Origin of the sequence: Micromonospora sp. NBC_00617, from assembly GCF_045161355.1 — a bacterium.
Classification (GTDB): domain Bacteria; phylum Actinomycetota; class Actinomycetes; order Mycobacteriales; family Micromonosporaceae; genus Micromonospora.
Genome location: NZ_CP107751.1, coordinates 2,734,937 through 2,748,475 on the forward strand (window position 1 = coordinate 2,734,937; position 13,539 = coordinate 2,748,475).

The window sequence follows — 13,539 nt, forward strand, 5'->3', positions numbered from 1 at the left end:
GTCCTTCCTCTGTCGAACTCCGGGAACGGCATGTCAGCCCCGTGACTCCAGCCGCCGACGGCGGTACTGGTCGAAGTAGACGGCGGCCCAGATGATCAGGCCGACGATCACCTGCTGGTAGTGGATGCTGATGTCGAGCAGGACGGCGCCGTTGCGGACCAGGGCGATGAGGAAGGCGCCGATGATGGTGCCGACGATCCGGCCCTGCCCCCCGAACAGGCTGGCGCCGCCGATGACCGCGGCCGCGATGACGTCGAGTTCCAACGAGATGCCGTAGTTCGGCTGGCCGGAGTTGACCCGGGAGGCGGCGATCATGCCGCCCAGACCGACCAACACACCCGCCAGGACGTACACGTACGTCAGGTGGCGGCCCACCCCGATACCCGAGCGACGAGCGGCTTCCAGGTTGGACCCCATGGCGTAGGTGTACTGCCCGAAACGGGTCTGCGAGAGCAGAAACGCGACCCCGACGGCGACCACCGCGGTGATCACCACGGCGAACGGGATACCGATGATCTCGCCGTTGCCGAGCAGCTGGAACGACCGGGGCAGACCGTAGACGCCGACCGCGCCGGTCATGATGAAGACCAGGCCCCGGCCGACCGACATCGTCCCCAGCGTCGCGATGAACGGGGGTATCCGGGCGACGGTCACCAGGAGCCCGTTGAGCAGCCCGGCCAGGGCACCAACGCCGATCGCGACCGCCGTCGCCGCCAGGAGCGGGAAACCCAGGTCACGGACGACCATCGCTCCCGCCACGCCGGCGAGCGCGGCGACCGAGCCGACCGACAGGTCGATGCCCCGGGTGATGATGACCATCGTCTGGGCGGTGGCGATGATGGCGATCACCGCGGTCTGCGCGCCGATGTTGAACAGGTTGTCGGCCGTCAGGAAGTAGGGACTGGCGAAACTCAACGCGATGAACAGGACGACGAGCGCGGTGGCCGCCGTGAACTCGGAGAGCGCGTGGGAGACGCGCTCCCGCAACCAGTCGTTGAGCGCGCCGCCCTGGGGCTCCGCGGTCGCCTCGGCCGCACTCATCGCCGGCCCCGGCTCTCGTCCACTGTGTCGCCGGCTCGACACGCGTCCCCGCCGGTGATCGACGCATTCCTCAGCAACCGGACCTCCCCAGGACGTCACACACGGGCCACTCCCCGTAGCGCCTGCGCGATAGATCGGATGTTTCCTGCGATCAGGCGTTACCTTGCCATGGTCACTCTCATGTTGCCAAGGTCTTACAGCCATGTTGTGGCATCGTTATGCATGCTTCGCGCACCATACGTCCGACCAAAAAAGCGTTGCCCGCAAAGGGCTGCGGCGAACGCCTTTCGTCCACCATCGACCCGCCGTCTCATCAGGCCGCTGTTAGCGGTAACGTCCGGCGCCCGCCGCGCGGGCGTCATCGCCGCAGAGGCTCGCTGCCCGGCCACCGCTCACCTTGAGCATGTTATCGATAACATGCTATGTTCCGCCAAGGAGTCGAGGGCACGTCCCTCCCGCTCGGAAGTACCGACACCTCGAAGGGCATCGGGTCCCGCGACCCGGTCGACGGTCGGTGACCTGTCCGAGCCCCACCTGTCCGGCGTACGCCGTGTTCCCGCGTCCGCACTCGGTCGCTCCGTCATGACGTCCGCCCGCAGGCATCGCCGTTGGCGACCTGTCGCACCGTCCCCGGGCCCGTCCACCTCCGCTCCGAGCGGTTCCCACGGGCAGCCCGCCGCCGGTCTGGCAGCGACCCTCGACTCCGGCCGCCACCACCTCGAAAGGCAGGACCATGGACAAGATCCCCGACGAACGCGCACCGCGACCCCGGTTCCGGGGCCGTCGGGTGCTGATGCCACTCGCGGCCACCCTCGCGGCGGTCGCCGCGACGGTGGCGGTGACCTCCGCCGCCAACGCCGGCACCACTCTGGGCGCTTCGGCGGCCGAGAAGGGCCGTTACTTCGGCGCGGCGGTACCCGCCTTCAAGCTGTCCGACAGCCAGTTCGCCACCATCGTGAACCGGGAGTTCAACCAGCTCACTCCCGAGAACGAGATGAAGTGGGACGCCACCGAGCCGCAGCAGGGTCGGTTCAGCTACGGCGGCGGGGACCAGATCGTCGCCCACGCCCAGTCGCACGGCATGATCGTCCGCGGCCACACGCTGCTGTGGTACCAGCAGCAGCCGGGTTGGGCGCAGGGCATGTCCGGCACCGCGCTGCGCAACGCCGCGATCAACCACGTCACCCAGGTCGCCACCCACTACCGGGGCAAGATCTACGCCTGGGACGTGGTGAACGAGGCCTTCGCCGACGGCGGCAGCGGCGGGCGACGGGACTCGAACCTGCAGCGCACCGGCAACGACTGGATCGAGGCGGCCTTCCGCGCCGCCCGCGCCGCCGACCCGGGCGCCAAGCTCTGCTACAACGACTACAACACCGACGGCATCAACGCGAAGTCCACCGGCATCTACAACATGGTGCGCGACTTCAAGTCCCGCGGCGTGCCGATCGACTGCGTCGGCTTCCAGTCCCACCTGGGCACCTCGGTGCCCGGTGACTACCAGGCCAACCTCCAGCGCTTCGCCGACCTCGGCGTCGACGTGCAGATCACCGAGCTGGACATCACCCAGGGCTCCAACCAGGCCAACGCCTACGCCCAGGTGACGCGGGCATGCCTGGCCATCCCCCGCTGCACGGGCATCACCGTGTGGGGTGTCCGGGACAGCGACTCCTGGCGCGGCAACGACAATCCGCTGCTGTTCGACCGCTCGGGCAACAAGAAGGCGGCGTACACCTCCGTCCTCAACGCTCTGAACTCCGGCGGAACCCCCACCCCGACCACCCCGCCGCCGACCACTCCGCCGCCCACGACCCCGCCGCCCACGACGCCGCCGCCGACCGGTGACGGATGCTCGGCCTCGGTGTCGCTGAACTCCTGGAACGGCGGCTTCGTCGCCACCGTCAAGGTCACCGCCGGTTCGACGGCGCTGCGGGGTTGGACGGTCCGGATCACGCTGCCCTCGGGCACCGCCGTCACCAACACCTGGAGCGCGCAGGCCAGCGGCTCGTCGGGCGCGGTGGACTTCCGCAACGTCGACTACAACGGCCAGGTCGGCGCGGGCGCCAGCACCGAGTTCGGTTTCCAGGGCACCGGTGCCAGCCCGTCCGGCACCCCCACCTGCACCGCGAGCTGATCCGTCCCCTCTGTAGCTCACCACCCCGGCACCCCCGGGGCGTCGCGGACGTGCCGCGCGCCCCGGGGGTGCCGTCCGTTTCGGCCGTCGATCATGTCGACGTCGTCGTCCAGCCGGTATTGACACCCGTCCAGGACGGCACCATGCTCCGCTAAATCAGTTTAGCGGCGGCCCGCTCCGGTCTTTCCTGTCGACGGCACGGCGCCTGCGGACGGGTGCGCCGCCGGGAAGGAGTCACATGAGACTGCGCAGAGGGCTGTTACCGGTCTTCGCCACCCTCGTCCTGACCGCCGCCTCGGGCACGGCGTACGGAAGCCCGAGCGGCGGTCCGGGTGGCGGGGACGCCATCCGCAGCATCACCCCGATCACGACCGTCCAGACGTACGGCCAGAAGGTCTCCGCGGTGGCGATCGAGTACGGCGCGACGGTCAACCCCCGCACCCTCGACAACTCCACCTTCACGGTCGCCGACACGATCTACAACTTCCGCTTCAACCCCATCGAGGACCTGCCGAAGCTCGCCGACCGGACCGTCACGCACACCTACACCAACGGCGTGCCGTCCACCCGGGACGACCACCGGTCGGCCCCCGGCAGGTACGTCATCGTCGAGCTGGACCCGGACGACCCGGGCGGTTGGACGGTCATCGTCTCCAAGTGCCCGACGTTCCTGTGCACCGTGAAGGTCAACCCCGAGCTGCCGACCCGGGTGGTGCAGCGCCGTGACGTGCACGGCCAGCCCGGTCGCGGGGCCGGCAAGGGGCCGGTGCTCGCCCCGGCGACGCCGCGCGAATCCCGTCCGGTCACCGAGAAGCCGGTCAACCAACTGGTCGACGAGTTCACCTACGGCTCCTTCCTCAGCGGCGGAATGGTGCTGCCGTACCACTACCACCTGCCGAGGAACTACCAGCCCGGCCGCCGGTACCCGCTGATGGTCGTCCTGCCCGGTCACGGCATGGGCTGGGACGGCGACAACCTCGGCGTCCAGCTCGCCGCCGACATCCCGGCGACCGCGTGGCTGCAACCAAGCTGGACGGGCAGCACCGAGGACGTGATCGTCCTGGCGCCCCAGCACCAGCGGGTGGGTGGGGCCGCCGAGGCCGACCTGCTGGTCAAGCTGCTCGACACGTTCGTCCGCGACTTCGCCGTGGACACCCGCCGGGTGTACGCGACCACGGTGTCGTACGGCTCCCAACTGCTGTGGGAGGCGTTCGCCAAGCGGCCGGACCTGTTCGCCGGCGGTCTGGTGACCGGCGGGTTCCCGGTCAGCGCCCCGCAGGCGACCGCCATCGCCACAGCCGAGGTGCCGCTGTGGGTCACTCACGGCGAGCACGACCACCTGCTCAACGTCACGGGCGCGCGGAACTCCTCGGCGCTGCTGCGACAGGCGTACGTGGCCCGGGGCAAGAGCCCGGAGCAGGCGGAAGCGCTGGTGCGCTACACCGAGTACGCCGACGCGGCGTTCTCGTTGCCGGACTACCACGCGGCGTTCGGTCCGACCTACTCCGACAGCGGCATCCTGCGCTGGCTGCTCGGCCAGAGCAAGCCGGCCACGGCGGGCGGCTGATAGCCGCGGCGCACGGAGTGCGTGCTCCCCGGCCGGCGACCCGCCGCCGGGGAGCACGCTGCGAGTCCCCCAACTGCGCCACCACCTACCCGCCGAACGGCTGCGGAGCCTCGCCGCCGCCGTCCGGGCGGCGGCGACCGCAGCGCCCCACGCTCACACCCGAGCCCGCTGGACCACCCTGGCGACGTGGCTGCCATCGACGTCCTGCCTACCCCCTGCGGCGCCGACTCACACCGCGGCCTGCCGGCTCAGACGTCGAGGCAGGAGCGGACGGCAGCGGTGAGCCGGTTGGCGCGCTCGTCGCCCGCGCCGTACATCTGGTTGACCACGTAGCCGAAGCCCACCTCGTGGTGCGCGTCGGCGAAGGCGAGGTTTCCGCCGGCGCCGTCGTGGCCGAAGCTGCGCTCCCCCAGCAGCGGCCGCGCCGGCGGAGAGTGCAGCAGGAAGCCGCTGCCCCAGCGCTGGCCGGTGTCGGGCGGGCCGTGTCGCTGCTGACCCTGGGAGCGGACGACCACCGCGTCGTCCACCGACGCCCCGGTGAGCAGGGGGCCACCCCCGAGGTCGGACACGCAGGCCGCGTAGAGCCGCGCCAGGCCGTCCGCGGTGCTCACCGCGCCCGCGCCCGGGACGCCGGTGGCCTGGATGGCGGGGTCGTTGAAGCTGACCAAGCCGTCAGCGTCGGCGGGGAAGGCGAACGCGCCACCCATGGTGATGCCCTGTTCGGCCACCGGGTCGACGAAGGGATCGGCGTCCGGCGGTGGCGCCAGATCCCAGGCGACGGTGTCGCGCTCGCTGGCGGGGAGGCCGAGCCAGGTCCGCAGTCCCAGCGGCCGGGCGAGGGTGTCCTGGAAGTACACGCCCGGCAGCTGACCGGTGACCCGGTGGATGACCTCGCCGACGAGCCACCCGTAGGTCATCGAGTGGTAGCTGTGCGCGGTGCCCGGCTGCCACAGCGGCGTCTGCGCCTCGATCGCCGCGATGACCGGATCCCAGGCGAGCACCTCGTCGAGGGTCAGGGGTCGGTCCAGGGCCGGCAGACCGGCCTGGTGCGTGAGCAGCGATCGTACGGGGATGTCCGCCTTGCCGTGCTGGCCGAACTCCGGCCAGTAGCGCGTCACGGGCGCGTCGAGGTCCAGCCGCCCCTGCTGCACCAGCAGGTACGCGCAGATCGCCAGGATCCCCTTGGTGCAGGAGAAGACGACGGCCGGCGTGTGCGCCGTCCAGGCCCGTCCGGTGCGGGCGTCGGCCAGTCCGCCGTACAGGTCGACGACCTTGCGGCCCCGCACGTAGAGGGTGACCGCGGCGCCGACCTCGCCCCGGGAGGTGAAGTTGTCGCGGAACGTGTCGGCGACGCGCCCGTAGCGTTCGTCGACATCGCCGTGGATCTGCGGCTGCGTGGCCACTGCCTATCCCTTCAGTGAGCCCTGGATCAGGGCCTTGATGAACTGTCGCTGGAAGATCAGGAAGACGATGAGGGTAGGGGTGAGGATCAGCAGCGAACCAGCGCACAGCAGCACCAGGTCGGTGCCCCACTGGCCCTGGAACGCGCCGAGCGCCCCGGCCATCGTGCGTTTGGTGGCGTCGTCGACGAGGACGATCGCGAGCAGGAACTGGTTCCACGTCCACAGGAACATCAGGATCGTCAGCGACGCGATGGCCGGGCGGGCCAGCGGCACCTGGACCCGCCAGAACAGCTGCCAGGTGCTGCTGCCGTCCACCCGGGCGGCCTCGGACAGCTCGACCGGCACGTTGGTGAAGTGGGCACGCATCCAGAACACCGCGAACGGCATGTAGAGGCCGATCAGCGGCAGGATGATGGCCCACCGGGTGTTGAGCAGCCCGAGGTCCTGCATCTGGTAGTAGAGCGGGGTGACCACTGCCTCGAACGGCAGGGTGAGGCCGAGCAGCAGCAGGCCGAAGACGAACCGACCGCCGGGCACCCGCAGTTGGCCCAGCCCGAAGCCGGCCATGGTGGCGATGAGCACCGACACCGGTACGACGCCGGCCACGATGAGCAGGCTGGAGCGCAGCAGCGCGCCCATGTTGGCGGCGGTGAACGCGTCGGCGAAGTTTCCCCACTGCGGGTCGGACGGCCAGGCCAGCCCGTCGGGCACGGTGCCGCGCGGTTGCAGGGCGGCCGAGAGCATGCTCACGAACGGCAGCAGGGTGACGAGGATCAGGGCGATCAGGAAGACCCGCCCGGTCACCTGCTCACGTCGGCTCAGGTTCACGGCTTCTCCTTGCGGGTCAGGCGCTGGATCGGCAGCACGCACGCCAGCACCAGCAGCATGAGCACGACGGCGAGCGCCGAGGCCAGTCCGACCTGACGCTGCGAGAAGGCGAGGCGGTAGATCTCCAGACCGGGAACGGTGGTCTGCAGACCCGGGCCTCCGCTGGTGGAGATGTAGACGATGTCGAAGCTCGCCAGAGCGGCGATGATCGTGACGGTGAGGCAGACCCCGATCTCCTGGCGCAGGCTGGGCAGGGTCACCGCGAGGAACTCACGGACCGGGCCCGCGCCGTCCAGCCGGGCGGCCTCGTAGAGCGCCGGATCAATCTTGCTCATGCCGGTGACCAGCAGGATGGTGCAGAGACCGAGCAGGACCCAGGCGCCGATCACCCCGACGGCGGGCAGCGCCGTGTCGAAGTCGCCGAGCCACGCGCGGGCGAGGCCACCCAGTCCGAGCGCGCGCAACACCTGATTGACCAGCCCGTTGGTCGAGAGCAGCCAACTCCACGCGATGCCGGCCGCGACGAGTGGGATGACCTGTGGCAGGAACAGGATCGTCCGGACGACGGTCCCGAACGCGCCGGTGGTGATCCGGCGGACCATGCTCGCCACCAGCAGCCCGAGCGCGACCGGGATGAGGCTGAAGAAGACGATCAGGATGATCGCGTTGGAGATGATCTTCAGCAGGTCGCTGTCGGTGAACACCGTGACGTAGTTGTCCAGGCCCGCCCAGCGGGCGACGCCGATCCCGTTCCAGTCGTAGAACGAGTACTGGACGGTCAGGGCGAGAGGGCGCAGGACGAAGACCGCATACATCAGCAGGGCGGGCAGGACGTACAACCAGCCGGTCCCGGCCGCGCGGGCCCACCGGCGTCGGTGGGCCCGCGTGGACGTGGAACGGGCGGGACGACCCGCGGACGACACCTGGTCGTCCCGCCCGGTTGGTGCGCTGCCGAGGGCAGACGTCATCGGGACAGTTCCTTCGCGTACTCGGCCTGGACCGCCTTCACGTATCCCTCGGGCGTCTGCTGGCCGGCGACCAGCTTCTGCATCTCCGGCGTGATCGCGGCGGCGAAGATGCCGCCGGTCGCGTTGGCGGTGAAGTCCACCGCGCCGTTCTCGGCCCCGAGCTGCTGCGCCGCCTTGAGGGTCTCGGCCAGCACCGTGTTCGGGGCGGCGGTCGGCACCGGGAGGTCGCTCGGGCCGCCCGGGCTGGAACCGCCGACCGTCACGGCGATCTCCCGCGCCTTGGCGTTGGTGTGGACCCAGTTCAGGAAGTACGCGGCGGCGTCCGGGTTCTTGGCCTTCGCGGAGACGCCGAAGGTGTTGGGGGCGGACATCGCGACGTGCTTGCCACCGGCGGTCTCGGCGGGGAACAGGAAGAAGCCCACATTGCCGGGCATCGCCTTGTCGAGGTTGGCCGATTCCCAGTCGCCGTTGAACATGAACAGGCCGTTGCCCTTCTGGAACTGCCCCACCATGCTCGCGTAGTCCAGGGCGTTGGCGTCCTTCGGGAAGTAGCCGGCCTGGGCCCACTTCTGGATGCTCTGGGTGGCCTTCAACGCGGCCGGGGTGTCAAAGGTGGCCCCCGGCTTCTGGAAGATCCAGTCGGCGACCTGGGCCGGGTCGCCGAACTGGTTCTGCAGCGCCTGGTGCGGGAAGTTGATGCCCGCGGTGTTCTTGTTGAACTGCATGATCGGCTGGACGCCGCTGGTCTTCGCCTTCGCCAGCAGCTGTTCGAACTCGGCGACGGTGGCCGGCGGCTGGGTCATGCCGACCTGGCTGGCCAGCTTCTTGTTGTAGAAGACGCCGGTGACGCTGTAGCCGAGCCCCATGCCGTAGAGCGAGCCGGTGCCCCGGGTGTTGTCGCTGACGCGCAGCTGCATGAGCTGCGAGGCCGGGAACTTGTCCCAGCCGTACGCGCTGACGTACGGGTCGAGGTTCTTGAGCAGGTCGTCCTTCACCAGGTCGACCATGGTGGGGAGCCGGATGATGTCGGGCGCGTTGTCCGAGGCCATGACGCGCGGCGCGTTCTCCACGATCACCGTGAACTGGTCCTCGCGGATGGCGAACGTGACGTTCGGGTGCTGCTTGGTGAACTCGTCGGCGAGCGCCTTGGCCAGCGGGAAGCCGGTCTCCGCGTACATCTCCAGCTTGATCGGCGCGGTGCCCAGGTCGGTCTTGACGGCGGCGTCGGGCCCGGCGGTCGACGACCGGTCGGTTCCCGGAGCGCTGCACGCCGTCGCGGCGAGCCCGATCACCAGCAGCGGCGCGAGGACGACCGCTCTGCGTCGTGGGATTTTCGCCAGCAATTCTGCCATTTTATGACTCCTAGTTTTTTCCGCGCGTCCCGCGACCCAGGGCCGCGCGACGGCTCCACCGGACCACCGCGGCCGGGCGATCCGCCCTGACAGGTACGTCGTGGCGGATCGCCCGGCCGCGGCAGACGTTCGGCCACCTTTGGTTCTCAGCACGGCGGCCGACGACGTCACCAGACACGCCAAAGGTAGCCGCTAAACTGATTTAGCAGAGCATGCGCGTGACAGGGGAGGCTGTCAAGGACAACCTGACAACGGTCCGGAAACATCGACGTCACACGACGCCCGACCCGACCGGGGCCAGACTCCGCGCGCTGACGCATCATGATGGGCAGGAGCGGGGCCCGTGGCACCGCGCCTGATTCGGAGGACTGATGGGCCGCAACAGAGCAACCCTGGCCGACGTCGCGCGGCGAGCCGGGCTGTCCAAGACCGCCGCGTCGATGGTGCTCAACGGCAGGGAGGGCACGCGGCTCTCGGCCGAGGCACACCAGCGCGTGTTCGCCGCCGCCGAGGAGCTGGGCTACCGGCCCAACCTCGCGGCGCGCAGCCTGCGTACCCGCAAGACCGGAACCATCGCGTTCGTCTCCGACATCGTCGCCACCACCCGCTTCGCCGGCGGCCTCATCCGCGGCGCGCTCGACGCGGCCCGCGAGCGTGACCACGTGCTGCTCATCACCGAGACGCAGGGTGACGCCACGTTCGAGCAGTACGCCATCGAGGCCATGCTCGACCGACAGGTCGACGGCGTGATCTACGCCGCCATGGCCACCCGGCGACTGACGGTGCCCCCGGCCATTCTCGGCGGCCCGGTGGTGCTGCTCAACGCCACCAGCGCCGACGGCCTGCCCTGCGTCCTTCCCGACGACGACCGGGCCGGCCGTTCCGTCGCCACCGCCCTGTTGGAGCACGGCCACCGCGACGCGATCGCGCTGATCGGCCGCAACCGGCTCAAGGAGGGCGACCCGGAGGTCTCCCTCGCCGCCCGGGCCCGCCTGCGCGGCATCCGGCAGGCGCTGGGCGAGGCGCGCGTCAGCCTCCTCGCGGAGTGCTTCTGCACCGAGTGGTTGCCCGAGCACGGCTACGCCGCCATGCGCGGGCTCCTGAGCAGGCCGACGCGACCCAGCGCGCTCATCTGCATGAACGACCGGCTGGCCTTCGGCGCCTACCAGGCGCTCGGCGAAGTGGGCCTGAGCGTCCCGGACGACATCTCGGTGATCTCGTTCGACGACGACCCGATCGCCGCCTGGCTGCGCCCCAGCCTGGCCACCACGGCGCTGCCCCACGAGCAGATGGGGCGGCGCGCGGTTGAGCTGCTCCTCGACGGCGGCGCCGCCGAGCCGTCACTCGTCGCGATGCCGCTGCGCCGACGCCAGTCCCTCGCGCCCCCCGCCGGCGGACCTGGGCTAGAGATGGGCGGGGTCGACGTCCTCGTCAGCTAAACCGGTTTAGTGCTACGTTTCCGGCCATGCTTCGTCTAGCCGACCACTGGGTGTGGGACAGCTGGTACGCGCAGGACGACAACGGCCTATGGCATGTGTTCTTCCTGCGCGCGTCCCGCGCCCTGCACGACCCGCACCGCCGCCACCGCCGCGCCTCGATCGGCCACGCCGTCTCGACGGACCTGCACACGTGGCGTCTGGTCGCCGACGCCGTGGTCCCCGCCGACGCGCCGGCCTGGGACGACCTCGCGACCTGGACCGGGTGCACGGTCCGCGGCCCGGACGGGCGGTGGTACCTGTACTACACCGGGGTCTCCCGCGCCGAGGACGGTCTCGTCCAACGGATCGGTCTGGCCGTCTCCGACGACCTGACCACCTGGCATCGACACGGTTCCGAGCCGATCGTGCAGGCCGACCCGACGTGGTACGAACTGCTCGACACCGACCTGTGGTACGAGCAGGCGTGGCGCGATCCCTGGGTGTTTCCCGACCCGGACGGCGACGGCTGGCACATGCTCATCACGGCACGCGCCAACACGGGGGCGGCGAACACGCGGGGCGTCGTCGGCCACGCCACCTCCCCCGACCTGCTCACCTGGACCGTCCGACCGCCGTTGTCGACGCCGGCGGGGTTCGGTCACCTGGAGGTGCCCCAGGTCGCGGTCGTGGACGGGCAGCCCCTGCTGCTGTTCTCCACCGACGCGACAGCCAGCGCCCGGCGCGACGACCACCGGATCTGGGTGGCGACCGGACAGAGCGTGCGCGGCCCGTGGGACATCGCGGCCGCCCGGCCGGTCGCCCACCCGCACCTGTACGCGCCCCGGCTGGTCCCCGGACCGGCCGGCGACTGGTCGCTCATCGGCTTCCTCGACCACGTCGACGGGTCGTTCGTCGGTGAACTCACCGACCCCATTCCGGTGCGCTACGACGCGTCGACCGAGCTGACGATCCAGCCGGCGAGGACGGCCGCCGCGACCTGACCCGCGGGGCCACCCGGCCGCGACCTGACCCGGTCGCCGACGGACGGGTCAGCGACCGACCGCAGGACCGCGACGGCGCAGGTCCGGGTCGAGGCGACGCCGCCCCGGCCCGGACCTGTCGGTACTACCGTCAGCGCTGGGTCCAGCGTTGGTTGGCGGCCCCGGTGCAGGACCAGAGAAGCACCGTGGTGCCGTTGGCGGTCCCGTTGTTGTTGACGTCGAGGCACAGGCCGGACTGCGCCCCGCTGATCGTGCCGTTCGAGTTGAGGGTCCACCGCTGGTTGGCCCCGCCGTTGCAGTCCCAGATCTGGACCTTGCTGCCCGCCGTGGCATTGGTGGGCGAATCCAGGCACTTGCCGAGCGCCTGGAGGGTCTGCCCGTTGGCCGTCCAGCGCTGGTTGGCGGCGCCGTTGCAGTCCCAGATCACCGGCTGGGTGCCGTTGGTGGTGTTGCTCTGCGGGACGTCCAGGCAGCGGTTCGAGGCCACGCTCGCCAGCGCGAAGGACGTGCTCGGGGGCGGGGTGGTGGCGGGAGGCGGGGTGCTGGTGTCGCCGCCGCTGACCCGGTACACCACCGTGCCGTGCGCCGGGACGCTGGCCGAGATGCTGCCCGTGCTGGTCGTGGTGGCGTTGCTCCAGGCCTCCACCAGGGTGAACGAGCTGCCGGACTTGCCGACGGCGGCGGCGGTGATGGAGATCGTCGTCGTCGAGCCGCCCTGGTTGAGCAGGGCGACGGCGACGTCACCGTTGGCGAGCCGCTTGGCGAGCACGCGGCGGGTGCCGTCGAACGAGACCTGGCTGGCCTGCAACCCGAGGGAGTCCTGGTTGATGGCGATCAGGTTGCCGTTCTTGAGGATGGTCTGCGTCGCGGAGTTCATGTTGCGCACGTCGTTGCCGGCGATCAGCGGCGACGCCATGACGGCCCACATCGCGAAGTGGCTGCGCATCTCGGTGTCGTTCATGCCGCCCCGGCCGACCTCCATCATGTCCGGGTCGGTGAACGAGCCCGGTCGCGCGTAGGGCGCCAGGGGGACGTTGACGTTGATGATGTTCTGGATGCCCATCGGGTAGCCGTTGGTCTGCCCGGTGTCCCACGCGTTGGTGATGTCCTCGGTGGTCCGCCAGATGTTCGCCACGTCGCCCCAGTTGCGCTGCGGACCGGTCTTGGCGTGGATGCTGTTGGGGTTGATGCTGTAGAGAATCGGCCGGCCGGTCGCGGCCAGCGCGTCACGCATCTTCGCGAAGGTGGTGACCTGCTCGTTGATGCTGCCGTTCGGGGAGCACCAGTCGTACTTGAGGTAGTCGACCCCCCAGGCGGCGAACTGCCGGGCGTCCTGTGCCTCGTGGCCCTGGCTGCCGGTCGCGCCCGGGTAGCTGTTGAAGTACTGGGCGCAGGTCTTGTCGACCGGCACCTGGTAGAGGCCGAACTTCAGCCCTCGGGCGTGCAGGTAGTCGCCGAGCGCCTTCATCCCACTGGGGAAGCGGGTCGGGTCGCCCTGGAGGTTGCCGGAGCTGTCGCGGTTCGGGTTGAACCAGCAGTCGTCGACCACGACGTACTGGTAACCCAGATCGCGCATGCCGTTGCTGACCATCGCATCGGCCGTCTGCCGGATCAGCCCCTCGTTGATGTTGCAGCCGAACGAGTTCCAGCTGTTCCACCCCATCGGGGGTGTCCGGGCGACGCCGTTCTCCAACGCCTGGGCCCCCGGGGCACGTAGGCCGACGAGGGCGGCGGCCACGAGTAGCCCGGCCGCCGCTGCCCGCCCCCAGTGCCGGGCTCGGACGATTCGCTTCATGCGGGAGCATCCTTTCGTGATGCCGTCCACCA

General features: G+C 70.2%; 9 protein-coding genes and 1 pseudogene. 4 read left to right on the plus strand and 6 right to left on the minus strand.

The window, feature by feature from the left end:
- Positions 1–33: 33 nt before the first annotated feature.
- The gene (locus tag OG505_RS12615) at positions 34–1,041 is read right to left on the minus strand and encodes an ABC transporter permease (protein ID WP_405433367.1); all 1,008 of its coding nucleotides are present in this window, start codon (positions 1,039–1,041) and stop codon (positions 34–36) included.
- A 733-nt stretch (positions 1,042–1,774) separates the two neighbouring features.
- Here OG505_RS12615 and OG505_RS12620 point away from each other — a divergent pair.
- Both OG505_RS12620 and OG505_RS12625 read left to right on the plus strand, forming a co-directional pair.
- Positions 1,775–3,175, plus strand: a complete 1,401-nt coding sequence (locus tag OG505_RS12620; protein WP_405433368.1) for an endo-1,4-beta-xylanase — start codon at positions 1,775–1,777, stop codon at positions 3,173–3,175.
- Between the two features lie 238 nt (positions 3,176–3,413).
- The gene (locus tag OG505_RS12625; RefSeq protein ID WP_405433370.1) at positions 3,414–4,742 is read left to right on the plus strand and encodes a hypothetical protein; all 1,329 of its coding nucleotides are present in this window, start codon (positions 3,414–3,416) and stop codon (positions 4,740–4,742) included.
- Between the two features lie 248 nt (positions 4,743–4,990).
- Here the strand turns inward: OG505_RS12625 and OG505_RS12630 are convergent, their stop codons facing one another.
- Genes OG505_RS12630 through OG505_RS12645 form a run of 4 tightly spaced genes read right to left on the minus strand, consistent with a single transcriptional unit; the run spans position 4,991 to position 9,293 of the window.
- Positions 4,991–6,145, minus strand: coding sequence for a serine hydrolase domain-containing protein (locus OG505_RS12630; protein ID WP_405433371.1), 1,155 nt, complete (start codon positions 6,143–6,145; stop codon positions 4,991–4,993).
- Positions 6,146–6,148: 3 nt separating this feature from the next.
- Positions 6,149–6,973 (minus strand): carbohydrate ABC transporter permease, encoded by an 825-nt coding sequence (locus OG505_RS12635; protein ID WP_405433373.1) that lies wholly within the window; start codon positions 6,971–6,973, stop codon positions 6,149–6,151.
- Positions 6,970–7,941: a carbohydrate ABC transporter permease gene (locus tag OG505_RS12640; protein ID WP_405433375.1), complete on the minus strand. Its 972-nt coding sequence runs from the start codon at positions 7,939–7,941 to the stop codon at positions 6,970–6,972. The genes OG505_RS12635 and OG505_RS12640 overlap by 4 nt, the downstream gene beginning before the upstream one ends.
- Positions 7,938–9,293, minus strand: coding sequence for an ABC transporter substrate-binding protein (locus OG505_RS12645; RefSeq protein WP_405433376.1), 1,356 nt, complete (start codon positions 9,291–9,293; stop codon positions 7,938–7,940). Before OG505_RS12645 ends, OG505_RS12640 begins: the two co-directional genes overlap by 4 nt.
- A 371-nt stretch (positions 9,294–9,664) precedes the next feature.
- On the opposite strand from OG505_RS12645, the gene OG505_RS12650 reads away from it, so the two are divergent.
- Positions 9,665–10,732 (plus strand): LacI family DNA-binding transcriptional regulator, encoded by a 1,068-nt coding sequence (locus OG505_RS12650; RefSeq protein ID WP_405433377.1) that lies wholly within the window; start codon positions 9,665–9,667, stop codon positions 10,730–10,732.
- A gap of 17 nt (positions 10,733–10,749) precedes the next feature.
- Positions 10,750–11,712 (plus strand): annotated as a pseudogene (locus OG505_RS12655) (family 43 glycosylhydrolase); the annotation flags it as partial.
- Between the two features lie 130 nt (positions 11,713–11,842).
- Here OG505_RS12655 and OG505_RS12660 read toward each other — a convergent pair.
- Entirely contained in the window at positions 11,843–13,507 is a 1,665-nt protein-coding gene (locus tag OG505_RS12660; protein WP_405433378.1) for a glycoside hydrolase family 27 protein, read from the minus strand.
- Positions 13,508–13,539 lie beyond the last annotated feature (32 nt).

Bases quoted from the DNA above. Each gene is read 5' to 3' on its own strand.
- OG505_RS12615 (WP_405433367.1), bottom strand. From the start codon at position 1,041: ATGAGTGCGGCCGAGGCGACCGCGGAGCCCCAGGGCGGCGCGCTCAAC.
- OG505_RS12620 (WP_405433368.1), top strand. From the start codon at position 1,775: ATGGACAAGATCCCCGACGAACGCGCACCGCGACCCCGGTTCCGGGGC.
- OG505_RS12625 (WP_405433370.1), top strand. From the start codon at position 3,414: ATGAGACTGCGCAGAGGGCTGTTACCGGTCTTCGCCACCCTCGTCCTG.
- OG505_RS12640 (WP_405433375.1), bottom strand. From the start codon at position 7,941: ATGACGTCTGCCCTCGGCAGCGCACCAACCGGGCGGGACGACCAGGTG.
- OG505_RS12645 (WP_405433376.1), bottom strand. From the start codon at position 9,293: ATGGCAGAATTGCTGGCGAAAATCCCACGACGCAGAGCGGTCGTCCTC.
- OG505_RS12650 (WP_405433377.1), top strand. From the start codon at position 9,665: ATGGGCCGCAACAGAGCAACCCTGGCCGACGTCGCGCGGCGAGCCGGG.
- OG505_RS12660 (WP_405433378.1), bottom strand. From the start codon at position 13,507: ATGAAGCGAATCGTCCGAGCCCGGCACTGGGGGCGGGCAGCGGCGGCC.